The 24,322-nt window shown below is 46.4% G+C and carries 23 protein-coding genes, 1 pseudogene and 1 other annotated feature; of the genes and pseudogenes, 14 read left to right on the plus strand and 10 right to left on the minus strand.

What is annotated here, in order from left to right:
• Window positions 1-87: 87 nt before the first annotated feature.
• A complete protein-coding gene (locus AC3IRK_RS14735; RefSeq protein ID WP_489170170.1) occupies window positions 88-2,193 on the minus strand; it encodes an MMPL family transporter in 2,106 nt (701 codons plus the stop codon).
• Window positions 2,194-2,255: 62 nt separating this feature from the next.
• Window positions 2,256-3,050, minus strand: a complete 795-nt coding sequence (locus tag AC3IRK_RS14740; protein ID WP_489170171.1) for a hypothetical protein — start codon at window positions 3,048-3,050, stop codon at window positions 2,256-2,258.
• Between the two features lie 115 nt (window positions 3,051-3,165).
• On the opposite strand from AC3IRK_RS14740, the gene AC3IRK_RS14745 reads away from it, so the two are divergent.
• Window positions 3,166-3,342, plus strand: coding sequence for a YycC family protein (locus tag AC3IRK_RS14745; RefSeq protein ID WP_114596622.1), 177 nt, complete (start codon window positions 3,166-3,168; stop codon window positions 3,340-3,342).
• Between the two features lie 60 nt (window positions 3,343-3,402).
• On the opposite strand, the gene AC3IRK_RS14750 is transcribed toward AC3IRK_RS14745, so the two are convergent.
• Window positions 3,403-3,885, minus strand: coding sequence for a site-2 protease family protein (locus AC3IRK_RS14750; RefSeq protein WP_131503478.1), 483 nt, complete (start codon window positions 3,883-3,885; stop codon window positions 3,403-3,405).
• A 217-nt stretch (window positions 3,886-4,102) separates the two neighbouring features.
• Window positions 4,103-6,115, minus strand: coding sequence for a type I pullulanase (gene pulA / locus AC3IRK_RS14755; protein ID WP_489170172.1), 2,013 nt, complete (start codon window positions 6,113-6,115; stop codon window positions 4,103-4,105).
• 161 nt (window positions 6,116-6,276) lie between these two features.
• On the opposite strand from pulA, the gene AC3IRK_RS14760 reads away from it, so the two are divergent.
• From AC3IRK_RS14760 to AC3IRK_RS14770, 3 genes and pseudogenes are all read left to right on the plus strand, one after another.
• Window positions 6,277-6,771 (plus strand): YajQ family cyclic di-GMP-binding protein, encoded by a 495-nt coding sequence (locus AC3IRK_RS14760; RefSeq protein ID WP_026827201.1) that lies wholly within the window; start codon window positions 6,277-6,279, stop codon window positions 6,769-6,771.
• A gap of 84 nt (window positions 6,772-6,855) precedes the next feature.
• Window positions 6,856-7,023: pseudogene (locus AC3IRK_RS14765) on the plus strand (carboxymuconolactone decarboxylase family protein); the annotation flags it as partial.
• 63 nt (window positions 7,024-7,086) lie between these two features.
• Window positions 7,087-7,680 (plus strand): metallophosphoesterase family protein, encoded by a 594-nt coding sequence (locus AC3IRK_RS14770; RefSeq protein WP_131503480.1) that lies wholly within the window; start codon window positions 7,087-7,089, stop codon window positions 7,678-7,680.
• Window positions 7,681-7,754: 74 nt separating this feature from the next.
• On the opposite strand, the gene AC3IRK_RS14775 is transcribed toward AC3IRK_RS14770, so the two are convergent.
• Window positions 7,755-8,360 carry a hypothetical protein gene (locus AC3IRK_RS14775; RefSeq protein WP_131973487.1) on the minus strand — a complete coding sequence of 202 codons (606 nt, stop codon included), beginning with the start codon at window positions 8,358-8,360 and terminating at the stop codon, window positions 7,755-7,757.
• Window positions 8,361-8,389: 29 nt separating this feature from the next.
• On the minus strand, window positions 8,390-10,072 hold the full coding sequence (gene argS, locus AC3IRK_RS14780; RefSeq protein ID WP_131973488.1) for an arginine--tRNA ligase: 1,683 nt from the start codon (window positions 10,070-10,072) through the stop codon (window positions 8,390-8,392).
• Window positions 10,073-10,129: 57 nt separating this feature from the next.
• Window positions 10,130-10,351 (minus strand) — a binding site (T-box leader).
• Between the two features lie 125 nt (window positions 10,352-10,476).
• Between argS and AC3IRK_RS14785 the strand changes: the two genes are divergently transcribed.
• Window positions 10,477-12,153, plus strand: a complete 1,677-nt coding sequence (locus AC3IRK_RS14785; RefSeq protein WP_131973489.1) for a GGDEF domain-containing protein — start codon at window positions 10,477-10,479, stop codon at window positions 12,151-12,153.
• Between the two features lie 6 nt (window positions 12,154-12,159).
• Complete coding sequence (locus tag AC3IRK_RS14790) at window positions 12,160-12,948, plus strand: alpha/beta hydrolase (RefSeq protein ID WP_426354287.1); 789 nt, start codon at window positions 12,160-12,162, stop codon at window positions 12,946-12,948.
• A gap of 61 nt (window positions 12,949-13,009) precedes the next feature.
• On the opposite strand, the gene trhO is transcribed toward AC3IRK_RS14790, so the two are convergent.
• Window positions 13,010-13,927 (minus strand): oxygen-dependent tRNA uridine(34) hydroxylase TrhO, encoded by a 918-nt coding sequence (gene trhO, locus AC3IRK_RS14795; RefSeq protein WP_489170173.1) that lies wholly within the window; start codon window positions 13,925-13,927, stop codon window positions 13,010-13,012.
• A 236-nt stretch (window positions 13,928-14,163) separates the two neighbouring features.
• On the opposite strand from trhO, the gene AC3IRK_RS14800 reads away from it, so the two are divergent.
• The 7 genes from AC3IRK_RS14800 to AC3IRK_RS14830 all read left to right on the plus strand — a co-directional run bounded on the left by AC3IRK_RS14800 (window position 14,164) and on the right by AC3IRK_RS14830 (window position 21,586).
• Complete coding sequence (locus tag AC3IRK_RS14800) at window positions 14,164-14,808, plus strand: TVP38/TMEM64 family protein (RefSeq protein ID WP_114596634.1); 645 nt, start codon at window positions 14,164-14,166, stop codon at window positions 14,806-14,808.
• Window positions 14,809-15,102: 294 nt separating this feature from the next.
• Window positions 15,103-15,429: a DUF485 domain-containing protein gene (locus AC3IRK_RS14805; RefSeq protein WP_114596635.1), complete on the plus strand. Its 327-nt coding sequence runs from the start codon at window positions 15,103-15,105 to the stop codon at window positions 15,427-15,429.
• On the plus strand, window positions 15,426-16,982 hold the full coding sequence (locus tag AC3IRK_RS14810) for a solute symporter family protein (protein WP_489170174.1): 1,557 nt from the start codon (window positions 15,426-15,428) through the stop codon (window positions 16,980-16,982). The genes AC3IRK_RS14805 and AC3IRK_RS14810 overlap by 4 nt, the downstream gene beginning before the upstream one ends.
• 107 nt (window positions 16,983-17,089) lie before the next feature.
• A complete protein-coding gene (locus AC3IRK_RS14815; protein ID WP_188004881.1) occupies window positions 17,090-17,944 on the plus strand; it encodes a sulfite exporter TauE/SafE family protein in 855 nt (284 codons plus the stop codon).
• A 207-nt stretch (window positions 17,945-18,151) separates the two neighbouring features.
• Window positions 18,152-19,369, plus strand: a complete 1,218-nt coding sequence (locus AC3IRK_RS14820; RefSeq protein WP_131973493.1) for a PucR family transcriptional regulator — start codon at window positions 18,152-18,154, stop codon at window positions 19,367-19,369.
• A gap of 120 nt (window positions 19,370-19,489) precedes the next feature.
• On the plus strand, window positions 19,490-20,614 hold the full coding sequence (gene ald / locus AC3IRK_RS14825; protein WP_131973494.1) for an alanine dehydrogenase: 1,125 nt from the start codon (window positions 19,490-19,492) through the stop codon (window positions 20,612-20,614).
• Between the two features lie 108 nt (window positions 20,615-20,722).
• Complete coding sequence (locus AC3IRK_RS14830; protein ID WP_214855321.1) at window positions 20,723-21,586, plus strand: tetratricopeptide repeat protein; 864 nt, start codon at window positions 20,723-20,725, stop codon at window positions 21,584-21,586.
• Between the two features lies 1 nt (window position 21,587).
• Here AC3IRK_RS14830 and AC3IRK_RS14835 read toward each other — a convergent pair whose 3' ends face one another.
• On the minus strand, window positions 21,588-22,235 hold the full coding sequence (locus AC3IRK_RS14835; protein WP_131973496.1) for a cytidylyltransferase family protein: 648 nt from the start codon (window positions 22,233-22,235) through the stop codon (window positions 21,588-21,590).
• A 116-nt stretch (window positions 22,236-22,351) separates the two neighbouring features.
• Between AC3IRK_RS14835 and AC3IRK_RS14840 the strand changes: the two genes are divergently transcribed.
• On the plus strand, window positions 22,352-22,972 hold the full coding sequence (locus AC3IRK_RS14840; protein WP_131973497.1) for a DUF1836 domain-containing protein: 621 nt from the start codon (window positions 22,352-22,354) through the stop codon (window positions 22,970-22,972).
• A 49-nt stretch (window positions 22,973-23,021) separates the two neighbouring features.
• Here AC3IRK_RS14840 and AC3IRK_RS14845 read toward each other — a convergent pair whose 3' ends face one another.
• Window positions 23,022-23,498 carry an LURP-one-related family protein gene (locus AC3IRK_RS14845; RefSeq protein ID WP_026827182.1) on the minus strand — a complete coding sequence of 159 codons (477 nt, stop codon included), beginning with the start codon at window positions 23,496-23,498 and terminating at the stop codon, window positions 23,022-23,024.
• Between the two features lie 172 nt (window positions 23,499-23,670).
• Window positions 23,671-24,195 (minus strand): restriction endonuclease, encoded by a 525-nt coding sequence (locus tag AC3IRK_RS14850; RefSeq protein WP_131503490.1) that lies wholly within the window; start codon window positions 24,193-24,195, stop codon window positions 23,671-23,673.
• Window positions 24,196-24,322 lie beyond the last annotated feature (127 nt).

Raw genomic sequence — 24,322 nt, forward strand, 5'->3', positions numbered from 1 at the left:
CTGAAATCTTAACTTGAATATCGTCAGTATACGCCCGCCCTGCTTTAAATGACTAATGATGTGCTTCACTGATGTTCTGAACGATGATCAGATCCGGTATTTTCGTTTTCGCCGTCCGCCCGGCCACCACCAGTTCCAGTGTCCGAACAGCTTCATCAGTGCCGGAACAAGGAACATCCGGACGATCGTCGCGTCAATGAAAATCGCCAAAGCAATTCCGACACCAAGCTGTTTAATCGGACTGACGCCGGTAAACGCAAATGCACCGGTGACGACAATCATGATCAAGGCGGCGGAGGTGATGATTTTACTCGTCTTCGCCAGTCCCATTTCCGTTGCGAGGTCATTATCCCCGGTCTCATCGTAGTATTCTTCCATTCGTGAGACGAGGAATACTTCGTAGTCCATCGATAATCCGAAAACAAGCGAGAAGATGAACACAGGGGTTAAGATACCGATTGTTTCGGCCGGGAAAACCCAGCCCGATTCAAATAAAATGACGAGCAGACCAAATGTTGCTCCGAGGCTGAGTAGATTCATCAAGATGGCTTTGATCGGAATCAAAATCGACTGGAACGCAAACAACAGGATGATGAATGTCGCAAGTAAGACAAGACCTAGCGCGAGCGGCATTTTTGAGTAGATTTCATCATAGATTTCCTGATTAAAGGCTGCCGGTCCCCCGACCTGGTATCCTTGGTCTCGCACGTCGCGGACCCATTTTTGTGAACTCTTGTCTCCCGGATCTCCCGTCAGCTTGACATTGATCCGGGCAACTCCTTGATCAAACGTAATCAAAGGCGCCAACTGTTCTTTTCCCTGTTCGTTCGCAGCAAGCTGGGTCACGGTCTGTCCATTCGCTTCCGCCAGCGCCGTCGCTGAAATGACACTGCTTACTCCGTCATCTGCTTCGAGTCGTGTCGTCAACGCTTCCAGTTTTTCGACACCTTGTTCCGTTTGAAAATCAGCTTTTAGCAAGACGACGGCATCGGTCCCATCGTCGCCAAAGGTTTTTTCCCACGCTTCAAAAGCGAGGCGTGATTCATAATCTTCCGGTAACGCGCTTGCTTGCGGAATGTTCAGTTCCAAATCGCGCAACGGAATTAAACACGGCAAAAGAAGAAGGAGTGAAAAAAGGGTGATGGCAACCGGACGTTTCATGACGAACCGGGCGAGCTTACGCCATCGGACTTCCCCCTGCTCCGAATCCGCTTTAAAAATCCGCCCTTTTTCCAGACTGCCCCCGAGTAGTGCGAGCAGGGCCGGAAGTAAGGTCACAGCGCTGATGACGGCGCCCAGTACCGAAACCAGCGTGCCGATCGCAACTGCTTGAAACACATCGACATCAATGACAAGTAAGCCCGCCAGTCCGACGAACACACAAATCCCGGAAAATAAAATCGATCGTCCGGCCGTCGCAACCGAAACTTCCGCTGCTGCCGTAATCGACCGTCCGGCTGCCCGTTCTTCCCGGAACCGGTTGACGTAAAGCAGGGAAAAATCGATTCCGAGGGCCAGTGAAATCATCGCTACGGCATTTAAGACAAAGATGGACAATTCCTGTTGTCCGGCGATGAAATACAACGTCCCGGCTCCGAAGATGAACGTGACGAGTCCCATGATGAGCGGCAAGATGGCAGCAAGCGGCGTCCCGAAAACAAGAAATAAGACAAGTAACGCTGCCGGTACGCCAATCAATTCCGCCCGGACCAAATCATTTTTCGATGCGGTATTCAAATCGTCGACGATCAACGGCTCTCCTGTCAGGCGAATCGTATTGCCGTCTTGCGGATCCAGTTTTTCCTGCACCGCCTTCACCCAGGAAGGGTCAATGTCCGGTATCCCGATCGAGACATATCCTTTTCCGTCTTTTAAAGCTTCCGGATTTTCCTGGACACCGATAACCTGTCCCACTCCTTGGATGGTCCGAAACGCCGTGACGTGACGCTGCATCTCCTGCCGGATGGTTTCTGTTTTCCCTTCAAACAAAACGATGATTTGGTGTGGGTCCTGCTTAAATTCTTTTTCTAACGTGCGTTCGACTTGTTGAAACTCTCCGTCCCGTGTAAAGCCGTTTCCCTTCAGCTGATCCGGGAGTTGCACCGCAAAATAACCAAGAATCAGCAACAGCACCACCCAGGTAACGCTGGTGCCTTTTCGAAAGCGCACTACGTATTGACCAAAACGTTCCATCTGTCATCTTCCTCTCTCTATACAAGAAACACATCCTTCGCCCGCTACGACAAAGGATGTGTTTACGTCTTTTGAAAAATCTGGAGCCACGTATTTCCGAAATTCGCCGACGTCGAGACGATGGCCAGACGTTGCGCCGATTCATCCAGTAAAACCGTCTTTAACAGGATCGATGACTGGCACCCATCAAATTTAAATTTCAGTTGCTCTTTTTCGTACAGATAAAATCGATTGGCATCCGTGACAGAAAACAGATTTTTCCGGCTGTCGACCAACAAATAGTCGTCATACTCGGAAAACGGAATCAACTGTTCCTGTTCCGTAAACGCATCCCAAATGACATAACGTGATTGATTCACATCATAGGAAATCATCGTTCCAGGTGCGAGCAGACGTTCGAACGCATACTGCGGATGATACCCCCGTTCAATCAAACGTCCTAATAGAGGAGCTTCGTCATAATCCGAAAAAGTTCCTTCCTGTTTTTCAAAACAATAACGCACGACATCGGTCTCAGCCGAGTACATAAAAATCTGATTGTCTCGCCATTCATACAGATTACTGAACCAGGCATCAGCAAAGAAGATGGGGCGATTCATATATTGGAGACGTCCGTCTCTTAAATCGAGTAAACCAAACAATGAAGTTTCTTCAAAAACGATGAACACACGGTATCCGTCCGGCTCAAAGAACCACGTGAACGGAACATACGCACATGCTGTCTCCCACCGTATTCTCAAATCCAAATCACATTTTGTAAATCCGCCTTGATCCCGGTATAAAATCAGATCATCGCCAAATCGGTCAAAAAGTGAAACAGATTCATGGAACAACAGCTCAGCGGCTGGTTTATACATACGCATCACTTCCTACTCCCTACGGTATCAACCTTCTTCATTTCTAGCTACTGTCGATGCGCTCGAAGAGCATGTCCTGTATACTTAAAGGAAACAAAAAGGAGGTACACACACTATGAAACCCCTACAACTGTCTGCTGATACAGCTGTTGAACTTTCGAAACGTCTCAATGTGCCGCTCGAACAGTTAATGCACATGCCACGGCATATTTTGATACAAAAACTGGTCGAATTAGAAACAGAACAATCCGACTCTTCTTCTGCGGATGATACATCTTCAGAAGACAAATGATGCAATATGCCCTTCTTTCGTGCGCTGGTCGCATAAAAGAAGGGCATATTTTGCTTGTGATTACGATTGGGGGTTATATTCTGATTTTCCATAACGGAATACATTAACGATCGCTTTTCCGTCACTCGGATAACCGTTCGGATGATCAATCGGAAACAGCGAGAAGAAAATGAAGTAGAACGAGAAATAGGCGAATTGATACGTAAAAATCGAAGCCTCGAAGACACCCGCATAAATCAAACCGTTTACAATCAGGATGCTCGCCAGATTAAAAATAGCTCCACCGGCATAGACGGTAATGTTCGTAAATTTATTTTCATGACGAAGTGCCTCATACTGACACCATCCGTCCCAGAAATAGATACGGTTCAAGCGGATGGGGCCAACACGTAACAACGATTTCCCCGATCCGATATTGATTTCCATATTCCCCCCAAACAGACGTGCGAAAAAGTAATGACCCATCTCATGAATTAACGTGACGATTGGTAATAACAAAAAAAACGAGAAGAAAAATTTCCAAATATCATTGAAGCCAAACATAAAATACATCCTTTCAAAAAAACCAGCACTCTAAATACTACTTATAGTATGTTCCCGGAAGCTCTGAATTAAAACAGCAAACATGAAAAATCATTAAGTCATTATGATGACACCGCAACATGACTGTTACGTTGCGGGATGCGGCTCTAAAAAAAAAGAATCGGAGCCCACATCAGTGAACTCCGATTCTTCTAATTGCCTCGTTGCTTAAGACTCATCATTTATTATTTTTACGCCGTTTGTTCGCTGCATACAACAAACCAAGAATCGTCAGTGCGGCGCCGCCTGCCACTGCATATTTTTTATAGTCTGCTTTCCGTTCGGCAATGACTGTCGTCGACAAAGCCTTCACGACAAGCTGTTTTTCTTCATGCAGACGAGGGGCATGGATTTTTACAACCCCTTCTTCGACGAGAATTTCGAACTCGCCGCCCGGTAACTCGATTGTCACATCGTGTTCCGTCGCATTGTGATACACCCGCTGACGTTCAACATACCCTTCATATGTCCGCTTCAATTCGTAAGCAATGATGCCTTCTCCTTCTTCGAGAAAGCGGAGATGTTTGCGGATCATGGCGGTGTTTTCGAGACGGAACATCGGATACTGACGCCGCAGCGCAATCAATCCTTTGACATACTCGACGCCGAACCGGAACTCTTCTGCCCGTTCATAATCGAGTTGATTGACGACTTCTCCGGAGTTGAAGCTGTCCCGAATGCCGTTTTTTGTCCGGAAAAACTCCTGTCCCGCATGTAAAAATGGAATCCCTTGTCCGGTTAAGATAATGGCATTCGCAAGCATTTGTCGTTTTCGGCGGACTTCATCCGTATCTTCCGGCCGTGACACGGACAATTTGTCCCAAATCGTTAAATCATCATGGGCTTCCGCGTAAGAAACGACTTGATTCGGTTCATCCGCAAATCCTTGCGAAGAGACGTTTCCGGCAATGCCCCGTTTGACTTCATTTGTCCGCTCGAAAGTTCCGCTGATGAATCCGCGGTCAAGCGGTGTCTGAACGTCACCTTTGACACCGTCACGTAATCCGTTGTTGAAATGAGCGATTCCCGGCATCTGCGGCGCATTAAAGTAGTTGGCTTTTTGATCGGCTGCAAGTGGTGTGTCAAGATCCCATCCTTCCCCGATAATCAAGATCGATGGATCAATCCGGTCGAGTGCATGGCGGACTTGATTCATCGTTTCGATATCATGTAAGCCCATCAAGTCGAACCGGAATCCGTCCAGATGATACTCTTTCGCCCAGTACGTCACGCAATCAAGAATGAACTTACGCATCATGAAACGTTCTGATGCTGTGTCATTTCCACAAAAACTCCCGTTCGAAAGTGTTCCGTCTGCTGCCTGACGGAAAAAATAACCCGGAACGAATTGGCCAAGTGGTACCGTTTCCGCATCATAGACGTGATTAAAGACTACATCCATCACGACACGAATGCCCCGGTCATGCAAGGCTTGAATCAAGGCTTTTAATTCACGGATTCGCGCTGCCGGATCATCCGGATTCGACGAATAGGATCCTTCCGGCGCAAAATAATTGACGGGATCGTATCCCCAGTTGTAGTTATCCGGATCGTTCGGTGCGGCTTCATTCACTGAACCGAAATCATAAATCGGAAGCAATTGGACATGTGTCACACCTAAATCCGTCAGGTAATCAAGACCTGTCAATCCGCCTGATGGTGTTCGTGTCCCGGCTTCCGTCAATCCGCGGAACGTTCCCCGCTCGATGACCCCACTCGCCGAATGGCTCGTCGCGTCCCGAACGTGTAATTCATAGATGACGGCATCTTGTGACGAATGGAAGAGAGGGCGTTCTTCAATCCAACGCTCGGGTTGAGTGGTGGACGGATCGATTAATGCTCCCCGTTTACCGTTTGTCCCGACTGCTTTTGCATACGGATCGACCGCTTCGACTTTCTGTCCGTTGATGCTGGCTTGAAACGTATAAAAGTAACCTTCATACACAGCACGATCCAGTTCGACGACGAATGTCCCCTGCTGATCCGCCGCCAATTCAAGTTCTTCAACTTTCCTTGCCCGCAATGTCCGGTACAAACGAATCACGACACGTTCAGCCGTCGGTGCCCATAAACGGACCCGTATCGTTTTTTCATCAAATGTTGCTCCTAAATCTGATCCTTTATAGGCATACCGCTCATCCAGCTCTTCTGGTGTGAGCGTCAACATATCTGCTGTTTGTTTCAAAGCCATGCACCCCTTTCATTTCATGGTTTTCATTATAACAAAATTTCATACAGATGAACGATTCGACTGTTTCTCTTCCATTTTCTTTTGCCGAAACTTCGACACGAAGTCAAAGCATCTGCGGACAAATATGTTAAAATGGTTGTGGAACGAAAGGGGAGATTCTTATGGCAGCAAAAGACAATTCATTTGATATCGTGTCACAAATCAACATCGAGGAAGTCAAAAACGCGATGCAGGTCGCTTTAAAGGAAATCACGAACCGCTTTGATTTCAAAGGATCAAAAAGCGACATGAAACTCGAGAAAGAAGATTTGATTCTGATTTCAGATGATAATTTTAAACTCGATCAAGTCAAAGATGTCCTGACAGCGAAACTCATCAAGCGCGAAGTCCCGACGAAAAACCTGCAATACGAAAAAGTCGAGCAGGCAGCCGGAAACACGGTCCGTCAACGCGTCATTCTCAAAAGCGGCATCGATCGTGATGATGCTAAAAAAATCAACAATGCCGTCAAGGAATCCAAACTCAAAGTCAAAACTCAGATTCAAGACGATCAAATCCGTGTCACAGGCAAATCGCGCGATGACTTGCAACAAGTCATGCAAATCGTCCGCGAATTACCATTATCGGTCGACGTCCAGTTCCTCAATTTCCGTTAAGTACAAAAAAAACCCTTACTCCGATTGGAGAAAGGGGGTTTTTTTCATGCTTATTGCGCTGTATATCCACCATCAAGGATAACGCTTGCCCTTCATATTAATACCGGCTTAACCACTGGATTGACAGGAAATGAGATTGTTGAAGCCATCATGCATCTTGTCCCTTATACCGGTTTCCCGCGTGTCCTCAATGCACTCGAAGTTGCAAAAGTGGTCTTTGCCGAGCGCGGTGTCACGGTCGACCCGGCTTAATCAAAAATAGGATGAGCCGCATGAAACCCGGGGTATACTCTTAGTACAAGGGAGCGATGCCAGATGCAGTATGCACTCATCACGGATTTGCACAGTTCACTATCCGATACACGTGCTGTGTTGACAGATATTCAACAGACGGCTCCGCAAGCCGTTGTCTTTTCGCTTGGGGATGTCCATGAGTGTCACATCGGAAAAAAGCGGGCCAAACGGTATACGTTTGAAGAAATCGAACAAATCGTGACGCTTGATCCGGATTTTTTGAAATTGCTTTTTTTTGAGACATTGCTTGGAAACCAGGAAGAACGCTTGTTTTCATTGATTCCAGCAGGGATATCCAGTTATCTCGATCAGCTGCGCATGTCGGAACGGACAAAACAAATCACGTCCGCTTTGTTCATTCATGGTGACCAATTGAAATGGAGCTATGATCTGACGCCCGATACATCCGCTTATCCCGACCGACTCTTATTTTTTGGACACAGTCATGTGCACGGACTATTCAAAGAGGGCAAACGTCTAGCGATTCATCATGATATCCCGATTTCCATCAAACGTGGCCGTTACGCCATCAACGTCGGACCGGTTCTGGTCGAACGCGAATGGTTACTATACGATACGACTGCCGAAACCATCACCTTTCATCAAGTCAAATGAATGTCTGACATGACAAAATCCCCCGTATCCTTCACAATTTGTGAAGGATACGGGGGATTTTGATGTCATCTCGCTTACAGGAAACGCACGAGTGAAGCGCGAACTAAATCGACTTGTGTAAATTCTGTTTTATCGGCGAACTGATTCACGACACGGCGGACTTCCCCTTGACGACGGACGAAGCTAGTCGGTACCGGTGTTTTCCGAACGAGTTGCTCATACAATGTCGTCAACTGATGATCATCGATGACCGTAGTCATTTGATCGAGGAATAACAGGACATGAAGGCGGTTCAAATAATCCCATGGCTTGTCTTCCGAACGAAATTCATTGCGTGCCAACCATTTTTTTAGACCAATGGCATCAATTTGATTCAATGTCTCTTTCGTACGAGGTGCTTTCCATAACGCCAATAACTCACCGAGTTTTTTGCGCGTCTGTTTTTTTTCCATGAAGAACTCGAAGTTACTTTTCGTATCGAGTGCGTCACCGCTGATCGGAGCAATTTGATCGGCTCCTGGTGCTGTCACGAAATCTAAGATGAAATCGACTGATTCACCCGGAAGCCACGTGGCAACCTTTCCGTGAAAGTCAGCAATAAAAGCGATGGATGCAGCCAAGTCTTCCTGATTCATTTGTGTAGATGCGTGCTGTAACCGTTCCATTGTCTCTTTGTTCATATGATAACCCCATCTTTAATTGATTTATCTTACATTTCTTCAGGAGCGCCGACACCAAGCAGGCGTAATCCTTCCGTCAATACAATCGTAACCGATTTTACGAGCGCGAGGCGAGATTGTTTTTCCGCATCGTCTTCGAGGACACGAACCTGTCCGTAATATTTGTTGAAACTTTGAGCTAAATCGAGGACATAACGGCTGATGATCGATGGTTCGCGACGTGTAAACGCCCGGTCAATCACTGCCGAGAACTGGTTCAGCATCGACACGACACCCCATGAATAGTCATCTGCGCTACCCGCAAAAGCTGATCCATCGTATTCGCCTTTACGTAACAATGAATTTGCCCGTGCATTTGTATATTGGACGTATGGACCGGTTTCCCCTTCAAATTTCAACATTTGTTCGAGATCAAATTCAATGTTGTTCATGCGCTCATTTTTTAAATCGTGGAAAATGACAGCACCGACACCGACTTCGCGTGCCGTCTGTTCGGCATTGGCAAGGTTCGGATTTTTCTCGGCGATATTTTGTTTCGCGACATTGATTGCATCTTGAAGCACTTCTTCAAGAAGGACAATCCGTCCTTTACGCGTCGACATCTTTTTCCCGTCTTTCATAATCAGACCAAACGGGACATGGTGCATACCGTCGACATTTTCAAAGCCAAGTTTCTTCAGAACAGCAAACAGCTGTTTAAAGTGGAGGGCCTGTTCACCACCGACAACGTAAAAGGCCTGCTCGAAACCGTATGTCTCAAGACGATAGACGGCAGCAGCCAAATCACGTGTTGCATACAATGTCGCCCCGTCTTTTTTCTTAATCAAGGCAGGAGGCATTCCTTCTGCTTCGAGGTCGACGACCATTGCGCCTTCCGACTCGACGAGCAACTCTTTTTCTTCCAATAAGTCGATGACATGCTGCATCTTATCATTATAGAAGGCTTCGCCGTTCAAACTGTCGAAGCTGACACCAAGCATTTCATAGACACGGTTGAACTCGACGAGCGAAACTTCACGGAACCACGTCCAAAGTGCTGTTGCTTGTTCGTCACCCTGTTCAAGTTTCTTGAACCAAGCACGACCTTCATCTTCAAGAGCCGGATTTTCTTCCGCTTCTTCGTGGAAACGCACGTACAGTTTGAGCAATTCTTTGATCGGTTCAGCCCGGACGTCTTCTTCCTTGCCCCACATATTGTAGGCGACCATCAATTTCCCGAACTGTGTTCCCCAGTCTCCGAGGTGATTGATGCCGACGACATCATATCCTTTTTTTCGTGAAATCTGGTTCAGCGCATTTCCGATGACTGTCGAACGTAAATGTCCCATCGAGAACGGCTTCGCGATGTTCGGTGATGAAAAGTCAGTCACAATTGTTTTGCCGTTCGCTTCGCTTGATCCGTAAGCTTGTTGTTCTTCTAAAACACGTTTAATGATTTCACGCGAAACAACTTCCCGGTTTAAGAAGACGTTCACGTACGGTCCAGCTGCCTGCACGTTCGAGAACAGTGAATTATCGATTTTCTCAGCCAGTTCCGTTGCAATCATCATCGGTGCTTTACGGAATGCTTTTGCGAGTTGGAAACATGGGAATGCCAGATCGCCGTGATCCTCATGTTTTGGTTGTTCAATCAACTGTTCGATCTCTTCTTGTGACAATGCATCACCAATCACATCATGTAATACTTGGGCATATTGTTGCTTGTAACTCATTTTGTTTCCTCCAAACAGTTTATTTTTTCCAATAAAAAACGCCCTTTGCGCAACACGCAAAGAGACGGAATGACCGCGGTACCACTCTTCTTGGTGTCGACGGTACGACACCCACTTTAACGGGGATAACGGGGTTCCCCCGGCTAGGCCTGATCACATGGATTCGGATAGCATCTCGGAAGTGCGTTTCACGATGGTCTAATCTGTTCAGGCTTTCACCGTTCCCTGATTCGCTGGTCGATTAAATCATATCGCTACTTTCTTCGTCATCGATTGTTTGATATCTTTCACATTATACGCAATTCACTGCATTCTCTCAACCTTATTTTTTTGTAAATCCCTTATCATAATTTCCACAAAACGGGTATAAGTAGGGAAGGACTGTTAAAGGAGGGAGACGCATCATGGTCTACTATCAAAAAGTCGCACGAAACAGTTGGCTTGTCTTGTGTCTCGTTGCTAGTCTGCTTACCTTCATTTTACTTACACATCCCACACTCATCGACTTTCCGCTCTCATTTGGCAATGCCACTTATCTTCTAGCACTCATCATCTTGTTCCAGTTCGATAATGTTCGTCGTGGAGGCATTTACTATACGTTTCAGGAAGGGATCATTTTATTCATCTTTCTTAATTACGGATTATGGCCATCCATTCTTCTCAGCCAAATCGGCATCTTCGTCTTTCAGTTTTTTTCTCATAAAAAAGAAATTCGCCGTCAACGTTTTTTATATTTATATCCGATCAATGCTCTGTTTGATTTAGTTTATCTTGCCTCTCCGTCACTCGTCTATTTAGTACTCGGCGGACCGATTGGAACTGACTTTACTTACTCGAGAGCACTCCTTCCGCTTCTCGGATATTTAACGACCGTCATGATCGTTTCCTACCTCCAATGCCGGTTCGTCAACCGCATCTTATATTTGAAATATGATTGGGTGCGCCTTGTCCGTCTGCAGACACTTGTCTACGGTATCAGTATCTTAAGTGCTCTGCTCGGAATCTGGTTTTATGATGAGAACCCGCTCATCGCCGCTTCCGTCTCGACGCTGATCTTATTTTTATTCAAACGATTGCTCCAACAGCATGGGGAAACAATCGAAGCGAATGAAAAAGCCAAACGGTTTGATGACGCCAAAGAACATCTGCTGATTTCCCAGTTCGAACAAGAAACGATTGACTCCTTATTACGCGACTTGCCGTATCTGATTGATTTTTCGGAAGGTTGGATATCAATTCAGCAACAGCGTAAGCAAACCATTTACAATATCCGGACGAAAACAATCATCGATGTCCTGCCTTTATTCCATTCCCTGAAGGCCGAGCAGCTGCAAACACCAATCATCCATGGTCTTCGGTGCGATTGGGGGACGGACATTAAAATTGACTTACCCGTTGACCGTCATTCGATGATTGCGATTCCATCCATCACAAACGAAGATGTCGATGTATCGATCATCCTATTTCATCAAACCGCGGATGCCTATGATGCGACAAGTGCGGACGAGATTTCGCGTTTGTTACGTATTTTTTGTCGGGTGTTGCACCGTTCACGGGAAACATACCAACTGTACGCCGAGAGCCGGACTGATGCTTTGACGGAGCTCGCCAACAGTCGTGCCTTTTACGAGGAAGGGGCACAGCAATTTGCCTCTGACCGTTATCCCTTGTCGATCATCTTATTTGATATCGATCACTTCAAACATGTTAACGATACGTATGGACATAAGGTCGGTGACCTTGTTCTGCGTGAACTCGGTCGCAGGATCCGGGCCGTGCAACAGAAAAAGCAGAACGTCTTCGCGGCTCGATACGGCGGAGAAGAATTTGTCCTGTTACTCAGTCAATCTCCACAGAAACAAGCAATCGATTTCGCCGAAGAAATCCGGCATGCCGTCCTCGACCGGCCGTTCGTCGTCGATAGACATCGCTTATCCATCACCATCAGTCTTGGCGTCGATACCGTCGAATTTCCATCGGAACGATCGTTCGAAGAATCGCTCCGGCAAGCGGATCATGCTCTCTATGTCGGTGGCAAACATAACGGTCGGAATTGTACTGCCCATTACGCTAACCTTTGAAAGGTCGTGACTATCTTGTCAATTACTGAAATTGAACGAACGATTTCGACTCTAGCCTCGCCTCGAACAATCCGGATTTATCGTCCGACCGAACTACCTGTCGACGAAGCGCTCCCAGTCATTTATATGCATGACGGTCAAAATGTCTTCAGTGGTGAGACCGCTTCGTTCGGAAAAGGCTGGGAAGTCCATCATGCACTCCATACTGTTCAGTTGCATGCGATGATCGTCGCCATCGACAGTCCGGATGATGGAATGGACCGCTACGATGAGTATGCCCCTTGGACGGACGAAGCCCTTTTAATGCGCACGGCCTATCCGTCTCATCGCAAGACGATTGGCGGCAACGGAAAGCAATACATGCACTGGATCGTTCATGAACTAAAACCGTATATTGACTCGCAGTATGCGACGATTCCAACGGATACGACGATGATCGGCAGTTCGATGGGGGGTGTCATTTCATTGTATGGCTTGTTCGCTTATCCGGAAATCTTCACACGTGTCGCTGCTTTATCAACGGCCGGTTGGGCGAATTTTTCTTCTTTACTGGAATTCATTGAGCGCAGTCCACGTTTATCCGAGCACCAGCGTTGTTATATGGATGTTGGTACGAAAGAAACGAGCGGACCGATGACGGAAAATGACTATCTTCATACAAACGAGGTTCTTGCGAAAGCCGTTCAAAAAAAAGTCCAACAAGCGACTTACGAAATCATTCCCGGTGCGATCCATCACGAGACCGAATGGGCAAAACGGATGCCAGAAATCCTTCGTTTCTTATTTCCATCCTAAAAAAGCAGGCCGACGAAATCCCGGATTCGGATTTTGTCAGCCTGCTTTTATTCATCCATGATTACTTTACCAGTTCTTCCATTTGTTCTTTTACATAACGGTTGCGTGGGTGTTCCCGGCATTCGTCTGAACAAGAACGCATCACTTTCGGTTCACATTCTTCACAGCAGAAGTGTTGACGATTACATTCCGGATTTGCACAGTTCACGTATCGTGTTTCGTCTTTTCCACAGTAATAACAAGTCGAGACAACCGTTGGATTGACTTCGTTAACAGGTACTTGAATGCGTTCATCGAACACATACAATTCCCCTTCCCAGTCTTCTCCACGTGTCGCTTCATCTTTCCCATACATGACGACGCCGCCTTTTAAGTGGAAGATGTCGTCGCTGTTTTGACGTTTACGGAAATATGCCGTGAATTTTTCACAACGGACACCGCCCGTACAATACGTCAGAACTTTTTTCCCTTCAAACAAGTGTTCATTTTCATCGAGCCATTGCGGAAATTCACGTGAGGCATCGACATCGACCTTGACGGCATTTTTAAAATGACCGAGATCGTATTCGTAGTTGTTCCGGACATCCAGAATGACGACATCTTCATTTTGCATCATATTTTTCCACTCCGCCGGTTCAAGATACGCCGCATGTTCTTTCGGCACGTTGAATTCATCTTCAAAGCGCCATGTGACCAGTTCGCTTTTATAACGAACGAAAATTTTCTTGAAGGCATGTTCGTCGACCTCATCGATTTTGAACTCGATGTCACTAAACCGTGGATCGGCAAGCAGGTCCTGCATGTATTGATCGGTTTGTTCGACTGCTCCAGACAGTGTGCCATTGATTCCTTCTGGTGCAATCAGGATTCTTCCTTTGATGCCAAGCTCTTTGCAATAGGCAAGATGCTCTTTTGTTAATTGTTCCGCATTGTCGATCGGAACATACTTATAAAATAATAGTACGCGATAAGGTTTCATAATCCTCATTGGCCCCCATGTCAGTTTTTTGCAGTAAAACGAACGTTGGCGAACGAAGCGTCATAGCTATTAGCTAGCTGGGAACGCCTGCAAAACGCACCCATTTAAGTATAATACCAACTTCATTTGAATTGTACAATTGGCAGTTCAGCGGACAGCACGATAAAGTTTTTCCTTTCTGACGGGGAAAGAGTTAAAATAGAAGTTAGCAGTTTATTTTGTAAGGAGGATTCCGAATGCTCCAAACCGTCCGTCAGTGGATTGAACAAATGATTACGTTTCTCCAGGATCTTCCGGGTGGTGCATCGACCGGATTGATTGCTCCTTTTCTGGAATCACTTTTTCCGTTCCTCCCGCTTGTTCTTATCATTTCCGCCAATGCAGCGACTTATGGCTTTTGGATGGGTGTACTCGTCTCTTGGGTCGGTAGTATGCTCGGTTCTCTTGTCGTCTTTGCCTGTATCCGTTATTTATTTCGCCGCCCTGTCACGAGGTGGCTTGAACAACATAAAGCCGCCCAGCAGTGGATTGAACGGGTTCGCCATATGAGTCCGATTTCGCTTGGTTTTTTCTTTTCACTTCCGTTCATGCCGGCCTTTATCATTACAGCGATTTCTGCAATGATTCAACTGTCACTTCGGACGTATTTGATTGCCGCTGGAGCGGGTCGACTGATCGTCGTCATCATCTTCTCGTTAATCGGTAAAGAATGGTCAACATTTTTGGAACGACCGATCCGTCTTGTTTTTCTGTTTCTGATTTTACTCGCCATCTGGGGAGTCAGTCGTGGCGTCGAAGAAATCATCAAACGGCGCGCCCTAGCACGACGTTCGAAGTCACTACGTGATCTTGAACAGGAAATCGGGGACAATAACAAATGATATAACCAACTGTCGGCACATCCTCCATCAGGGTGTGTCTTTTAATTATGCGGATTTCAACGTTTTTTATTCATTTCCCTTTATTTTTCCAGGCAGGACTTTTGAATCATTTTTTCATATTAATATGTTTTTAAAATAACGTTCACATTTTGTCCAACATTGAAAACGCTTACAATAAAATGGTAAGACCAATATTAATATAATATCTCGAATTCCCCCTTCTAAATTAGGATAGATTTTCCAAAGGAACTGTCTCTATAATGAATTTAAATTCATTTTCAAAGGAGGCGTCTCATGCACCAGGTATCTGAAACAGCGAAGACGGAAACGACACGCTCTGCCCAGACAATCGTCGAAAGTGCATCGTTTAAACAATTGATGCGCGAAAAAAATGCATTCATCTTACCGGCCATTGTATTTTGTCTCATTTTTTATTTTACGCTTCCCATCATGACCAGCTATTTTACCTTCTTGAATCGGCCATTACTTGGTGATATCACAGGGGCTTGGTTATTTGCTTTCCTGCAGTTCATCATGACGTGGACGTTTTGTACGCTTTATAACAAAAAAGCACGTTCGTTTGATCGATTGGTCGAACAGATCAAGGAGGAATCACGATGAACTATACCGCTGTCACCCTATTCGCTGCGATTGTCGGGTTAACACTCGTCATTACATATTTCGCTGCCCGTAAAACAAAGACGGCGAATGATTTTTATACTGCGGACGGTGGCTTGACCGGTGCTCAAAACGGTATCGCCATTGCCGGTGACTATATGTCTGCGGCTTCCTTCCTCGGAATTGCCGGAATGATCGCCCTGGCCGGATTCGACGGATTTTTTTATTCGATCGGTTTTCTCGTTGCCTATCTTGTTGTTCTCTATCTCGTTGCCGAACCGTTGCGCAACTTAGGAAAATACACGATGGCTGATATGATTGCTGCCCGTTTTAATGCCTCGAAAGTTCGGGGTGTCGCAGCGATGAACTCGATTGTTATTTCCATTTTCTACATGATTGCGCAATTGGTCGGAGCCGGTGCTTTGATTGAGTTGTTACTCGGAATTCCATATACGACAAGTGTCATCATCGTCGGTATTCTGATGACTGTGTACGTTGTGTTTGGCGGGATGACGGCCACCTCATGGGTGCAAATCATCAAAGCGATTTTGTTGATGGCCGGTACAGCCGTCATTTCCTTCATGGTATTTGCTAAATTCGACTTCTCGATCATGAAGATGTTCTCGGAAGTGAAACAAGCCACACCGCTCGGTGACTCCTTCTTGAATCCCGGTAATAAGTTTAAGTTACCGCTCGATACGATTTCCTTAAACTTGGCACTTGTTCTCGGAACAGCCGGCTTGCCGCATATCTTAATCCGCTTCTTTACAGTTAAAGATGCACCGACTGCGCGGAAATCCGTTGTTTATGCGACCTGGATCATCGGTGCGTTTTATATCTTAACGATTTTCCTCGGCTTTGGAGCCGCTGCCTTCGTTGGAGCAGATGACATCATCGCTGCGAATGCAGCCGGTAATATGGCGGCACCTCTCCTTGCGCAGGCGCTTGGTGGAGACTTACTGTTCGCCTTCGTTGCGGCTGTTGCTTTTGCGACCATCCTTGCCGTTGTGGCCGGACTGGTTTTATCGGCTGCTTCCGCCTTTGCCCATGATTTTTACAGTCATATTCTGCGTAAAGGACAAGCAACGGAAAAAGAACAAATGACGGCTGCGCGCCTCGCTTCCATTGCCGTCGCACTCGTTTCGATGGTACTGGCGTTATTTGCACAATCAATGAACGTCGCTTTCCTTGTTTCACTGGCCTTTGCAGTGGCAGCCAGTGCCAATTTGCCCGTCATTTTGCTGACGATTTTCTGGCGCCGTTTCAATACTGGCGGAGCTGTCACAGGTATGGTCGTCGGTCTTTTCTCTTCACTGCTTCTCGTCGCGCTCAGTCCTAATATCTGGGCAGTTGACGGTTCAGCCTTATTCGTCGGGGAAGCATTATTCCCACTGTCGAATCCGGGAATTGTTTCGATTCCACTTGGTTTTCTAGGTGCGATTATCGGAACACTTGTTACGAAATCGGACGAAGTGGCCGGTAACTTCGAACGTATTCTTGTCAAAGCCAATACCGGTATTGATGCAGCAACTGAAGTTGCTGCATCAAAAGAATAATCCCCTTAACGGCTCCTTCAACCCCCTTGAAGGAGCCGTTCCCTTTTACATTTTACGAACGGATTGCCATACTAACCGTATGATGTAATGTGAAAGGAATGTCTTACATGGAATTTTATTATTTTTTACCACTCGGCTTTTTCATTGGTATCATCTCTGGTTTCTTTGGAATCGGCGGCGGCATCATCTTAACACCGCTTTTACTGATTCTCGGCTTCTCCCCAAGCGTCGCTATCGCGACGAGTTTAATGTTGACGCTCGGTTCAACCGTATCCGGTACCCTATCACACCTCCGCCTGAAAAATGTGGTCTGGCGTGACAGCCTGGTCGTCGGTTTAGTCGGTATCATCGGTTCTACCATCGCGACTCCGATCGTTCTCCGATTAGAGGCAGTGAACGGTGCCCATCTCGTCATCTCGGTTGTGTATATCGGTTTATTATTATACTTTGCCAATAAGTTTTTACGTCCAAAGTCCTCGTCAGGTGCACAAACCGGTTGGAAAAACCGGTATCTGGCACTTGGTTTCATTGGGCTGTTCGCAGGATTCATCTCGTCCTTGCTTGGTGTCAGCGGTGGTTTCATCATTACACCACTACTCGTCGGTATCGCCGGATATGAATTGAAACGGGCAGTCGGAACGAGTATTGCTTCGGCCCTACTGATCGTCTTGTCCGGCCTCGTCAACTATACGGTCGCAAGTACAGATGTCGATCTCCTCGTCGGGGTCATGCTAATCATCGGAGCATTACTTGGTGCTCCAATCGGCGCGAAACAGTTGGCTCATTTCGACAGTCCTTTCGTCAAAAAATATCTCGGTATTTTTTATCTGACAGTTGCAACAAGCGTCCTTCTTGAAGTCCTTCATTTCAATACGGCTTCACTGATTGTCTTGATTGCCCTCAGTCTTGTTTTCTTACTGACACTCGTCGTCTACAGTCGTAAACGCTCTGTCCGACGCTGATTCTCCCTATAATTTCGCCTCCCGACCGTTCCCCGGCAGATCCGGATAACGGTCGGGAGGTCTTTTTTGTGCCTGGTTTTCATATTCATCCGTTCTTTATATTTTGTTAAAACTTACAACTTATCGGAAAACTCTTTGTTCTTATGCACAACCAAAGATATAATTACTTCAACAGTATTTTATATAGAGAAAGAAGGTCTGATTTTTATGTTGGAAGCGACGTATCATTCCCTTGAGGACTTAGCGGAAGCGATTGGTGTCGCACTGAGTGCTCCAATTACCATCGAGGATCGTAATCACCGATTGCTTGCTTATAGTACACACACTGCCGATACGGACCCGGCCCGGATTGCAACGATTATCGGGCGACGCGTCCCTGAATCGGTCATTGATCAACTGTGGAAAGACGAAGTCATTCAGAATCTTGCGGCACAAAATGAACCGTTGATCATTTCAGCCCGTACAGGTGTCGGTTTGAATGACCGTGTCGCGATTGCGATCAAGCAAGATACAGAAATTTTAGGGTACATTTGGTCAATCGCCCGCAGCATCCCCTTTTCAGAAACCGAGTTATCCGACTTAAAAAAAGGAGCTTTGCTGGCTCAACGGCAGTTACTCGCCATCGATATGCAAAAGAAACGCCAAGAAGAAAAATCCGAACAATTCTTTTTTGAATTACTTCACGAAGACATGTCCGAGTCGGAAATTTTAAAGACCTTCTCTAAACTACACATTGCTCCACCCGGAATCAGTCGCCTGATGGTGATCCGGTTTTCAGAAGCCATCACACCGCGACTTGCTGATCGGTTACGTTATTTGCTGACTATCCAACAAACCGTCCGACCGCTTTTGTACGCGTACGATGAAACCGATTTTATTTTGTGGATCAGCACAAATGATAAAGATGCCCACCACGAACGATTACAATTTGATGCCTTCATTCAATCTTTCCGACAAATGCTTGCCGAACGATTTAATTACACGAAATTCATCTCTGCCAGCAGTGAAGTATTTACCGGCGTTCAGTCGATTCCGGAACGTTACGAAGAAACGGGGATCGTTCTCCGGTTAAAAGATGCATTTCCGTTTGAGTTAAATACCGTCACACGATATGAGCGTCTTGGTTTATTCCAGCTGTTACCGATTTTTTCCGAACGTCTGCGCAGAAGGACCGTTCGTTTAGAAGAGATTGAGCGATTACGCGCCTATGACGGGAAACATGCCGCTTCGTTATGTGAGACGTTGGAGTGGTTCCTTCATTATGATGGAAACGTCAAACAGGTCGCTTCCCACCTGCATGTCCACCCGAATACGATTTTGTATCGGATGCGAAGAATCGAGGAAGAAGCCGGTATCCGGATGGAGTCGCTTCCGGAACGTGCCCTTCTTTACCTGTATTTAAAAGCAGACCGTTATCCTTTGTGATTTTTCACAAAGGATTGCTTGTATTTTTGAAATCGCCGATAAAGTAGAACGCTTTCATTTCTCGTATACTGAAGGAGAAGTGACACACTGTTTGTTTATTCGCGAAAGGGGATCGCATTTATGATCATCGGAGTATTAAAGGAAATTAAAAACAATGAAAATCGTGTCGCGTTAACGCCTGCTGGGGTAGCGGCTTTAACGGGTCAAGGACATACGGTCATCGTCGAAACAACTGCTGGTATGGGGAGCGGCTTTACAAACGAAGAATACACGCAAGCAGGGGCACAAATCATCGAGACAGCGGCTGAAGTTTGGGCTACTGCCGAATTAGCATTGAAAGTTAAGGAACCGGTTGCTTCGGAATATCAATACTTCCGTCCGGAACTCACATTGTTCACATACCTTCATCTTGCTGCAGAACCTGAGTTGACACGTGCACTCGTCGATTCAAAAATTACAGCAATCGCATACGAAACGGTCGAAAAAAACCGGACGTTACCACTCTTAACACCGATGAGCGAAGTGGCCGGTCGGATGGCGTCACAAATCGGTGCTCAGTTTCTTGAAAAACCGCACGGTGGTATGGGCATCCTGCTTGCAGGTGTTCCTGGTGTCCGTCGCGGTAAAGTAACGGTCATCGGCGGTGGAGTCGTTGGAACAAACGCAGCAAAACTTGCCGTTGGTCTCGGTGCAGATGTCACCATCATCGATGTCAGTCCGGAACGTCTCCGTCAACTCGATGACATTTTCGGTAATTCAATCAACACGCTGATTTCAAATCCGTATACGATTGCAGAAGCTGTCGCCGAAAGCGATCTTGTTGTCGGTGCCGTCTTGATTCCTGGAGCAAAGGCGCCGAAACTCGTCACAGCTGAAATGGTCGAACGCATGAAACCGGGTTCTGTCATCGTTGACGTTGCGATTGACCAAGGCGGAATCTTCGAAACAGTTGACCGGATTTCGACACACGATGATCCGACGTATGAAAAGTTCGGTGTTGTTCACTACGCTGTCGCTAACATGCCGGGTGCGGTTCCACGCACATCAACACTCGCTTTGACGAATGCAACGCTTCCTTATGTATTGGAACTCGCAAACAAAGGAACACACCGTGCACTCGCCGAAAACGTCTCGCTTGAAAAAGGTCTGAATGTCGCGCAAGGATTTGTCACGTACGAAGCTGTCGCCCGCGATCTCGGATATACGTACAAATCGGTTGAAGACGTTCTTCACTTACACGCTTAAGTCCATTCTATATGACCGGAAACAGTCCGTTGCTCCGTGCAACGGACTGTTTCTTGTCTTCCATTTCCCTTATGATGAACACATAACACGATATAAGGTGGTTTTAACATGGTACATACGCTACACGCACAATCAAACGAGATCACGATTCCATTTGCGGAAGTCGATTTGTTACATCATTTAACAGTTGAATTCGAACCAACGCTGTTTCAGCAAAAAATTGAGCGACTTCGGCAGCTAGCACCGAACCATCCCCTCCCAGGAATTGCAGAAGCCTATGCGTTGTTTCATGAGCAAAATTTTTCAGCCGCCCGTCGGCAACTGGAGCAGACACGTGCTAAAACCGGCGATCATGTCCGGGCTCACTTGCTGCTCGGCTTGATGAGTGAAGTCGAACAATTTCAACACGAAGCGGAACAGCATTTTTTGGCCGCTTTGTCGCTTTTTCCGGATGAACCGAGTGTCCACCGGCATCTGGCCGTCCATTATTATGACCGGGAATTTTATGGTGAGGCCGCTTCCCATGCTCTTCAGTACTTAAAAAAGATTGGTCCTGGCGGAGAAGGTACCTTGATGACCATCGATATGATGCAAACCATGCCGGGTCATGACGACTATGTGCTCGAATCCTTGTATGCGATGCTGCTCGAGATTCCGGATCACCGTCACGATATGATGTTCCATGCAATCGCTGCCAACAATGCGGAAATGCGTTATGACCTGTTCTGTAAGACACTGGACGGCGAACCGGATGAAGACACCGTCTTCCAGCTCGATTCCATGCTTTCCTTGATGATTGAACACAGCATGTGGGCAGCCGTTTATGATCAATCAGAGGAACGGATGTATCAGACTGTTTTCAAGACCATCTGCCGCGATTTGACGTATCGCCATGCTGGAATCCGGTCCATTCCGCTCTACCTGTCGATCCGGAGCCGTTATTTCGTCCGTCGTCTGTTGCACCGTCCGTAATTTACAAGGCAAAGGCGACAAGAGCTCCAATCGTCAGCGGAATCAACAGGTTATCGGTATCCCGGTAAGACACTGCTTCAATCAAAGCTGCGATATTCGCCAGTAAAAAGCCGTAACTGACAGCGAGCCAGGTCGGTACTTCATAACATAAGAACGTCACCGTCAAGACAAGGAACGAAGCTAAAAACATCGCAATGCTTCCTTCAAACGAGCGACGGATTTTTCCACGGGTGTAAAATGTTTTCCCGAACCGTTTTCCGACGAGTGCAGCTACTCCGTCTCCCCAGGCAAGGACCATGCTTCCTGCAATAAGTGCCATCGGCTCCTGTTCAAAGAAAAACAGAACTAATAAGGCTAAGGAAATTGGATAATACACCGTTCCATATGAAATCCGTTCTACCTGATTCATCTGTCCGGTCCCTCGTTTTAAGGTGACCAGATTAACCAGTGTAAAGAACAGCAATGGTGTAATTGCTACATACCAATGCTCCATCCAGGCAAGCGCGAGAAACACCCAGTGCCCGACCGCGATATGAATCCACTTTCGAATCGTCTCGGGTTGCGCCTGTCGTTTCTTTCCCAACCATTCGAGAAGGGCTAAGACGATTCCAACGACGACGATTGTTCCGATTGCCGCAATCCACTCCATACGAATCCCCCTTTTTCTGATAGTTTCATTGTACTTTGTTCGATTGGCGTTTGCTCTTTCGAACCTCCATTTGTTAACATAAGGTCAAATGACGTTCTAGAGAGGAAGTATTCTGCATGTATGATGCTCAAGCTGTACAAACGTTATCCAGTTGCCTGCTTCGTTTGAAAGAAGGCAAAGGAATCGGAACACTCGCATCTGAAGAGGAAGCCGATCTGCCAAAAGTAATGACCCGCCTCAAACAGTTCGACCCTTCCAAAAATGGCTTATCCATTAATGAAATCGTCCACCTTGCCAATGCATTGATCGGGGAGCATATGTCGGCAACGACGATTCAAAATTGGACGAAACGTGAAGTCCGTGACATCATCGGTGTTCCGCATCGTGGTAAAAAGTATTCCATTAACCAGGCTGCTATCATTTACTTACTTGATGATTTAAAACATCTGTTTTCGCTGGAAGAAACACGTGAATTATTGACGATCGTCTTTAAGAATCCAAACATCGATGAAGATGACTTGATCAGTCCGCTCGATTTCTATCTTGTGTATACCCAGCATGCGGAAACAAGCGGTCCAATCGAATTGACGGAAAAACGCTTGAGACGGTCCTTAGAGCGCATCAATGCTTATCGACCTGAAACGGTCCATGTCCTCCAGCTCTGCCTCTACGCACGCCGTATATCGCACCTGACGCACGAAGCAAAGCAACGTCTTCAACATGTCTTACAAACTTAACAAAAAAAGATGTCCCACCATCAAAGCGATGGCCGGACATCTTTTTTGTTTAAACTGCTGTAAGTGATTTATAGTTGACGTTATTCGTCAGGCTTTTTAGAACCGAGAGTAACTCGTACATCGAAAGTTTATCCGCATCTTTGACAAGACGGTATTCATCGCCGTCTTGCAGCAATTCTGCGACGACTTCTCCCGCTGAACTCCGTACTGAGAATTTTCCTTTTGTCAGGTCGAAGGAAATTGTGTACGTACCACGTTCGTAAACATTGTACTCACATTTCTTCGAGAAGAGTGAAAATTTCTCACGCATTTGACCTACTTCTTGACCATCATGGTTCATCACGACCCATTTCTTGCATGTCGGGATGAACTTACCAAACGCTACCCCTCTACCTTCACCATTCATTACTTGGACACGACCGGTTTCGTCGTGTTGAACTGCACCAATCATTTGGTGCGATTCATCATAAATCGCGGCATGACCTTGCGAAAAAACGCAACCCTGCACATAGACAACTTTGCGCAACAGAAATTCTCCTCTCACTGCTAAAAAGTGCTGGTATTTCGTCCCCAGTATATTTAGACATTCCGTATAATTTTGATTTTCTTTATCTGACTGATATTTCGTTAACGAAAATGATTATTGCACCGTTTGAACAAATTGACAACCCCCTTTTGTCGACAATCATTCGACAACATTAGCGAAAGCCAATTTCATGAGCAAATTCCAGTAATTCGTTCCGATCAATCAACCGAACCCGATTCGGTTCTGCCAGACGATAAGCGGCTTCCGTGTAGGTCGAGTTCGTCACGACCCATCCTTCATCCATGCCGTAAAACGGGACGGCAGCTGCCACTTGTTGAACGGCTTCGAGTCCTACGACTGAACCATACCGTTTCGCTTGAATCGCAATCCTATACCCTTGTGCGTCTTCAATCAATAAATCTGCTCCGAAATCACGTGAGGCCGGTGTCAACTCGACACGATACCCGGCTCTTTCAAAAAGCTCGACCAACCATTCCTCAAACTCTCGTCCTTCCATCCGGTCCAGTCGATTTGCTAATGATGGAGTCAGGAAGGAAAGGATCAAAAAGAGTGTACACCCTACTATACTGACAATCAAGATTAAAGGTTCCCAAGAACTCGAAAAAAAATAAGCAGCGGCTCCTCCGCTCACTGCGAATAAGAAGGCAATCATTCTTCGTTTTGTTTGTTTTTGCATCGTGCTGTTTCCACCCTTCTGATTCTATGTGATACCCTCTTTAATCATGATTGTTCTCTGAATTCATCATACTAAATTCAAGCTTCTCTTGCGCAGGTGATAGGAACGACGTCATCAGACGGAGAAT

The sequence above is a fragment of the Exiguobacterium sp. GL_137 genome (assembly GCF_057834585.1).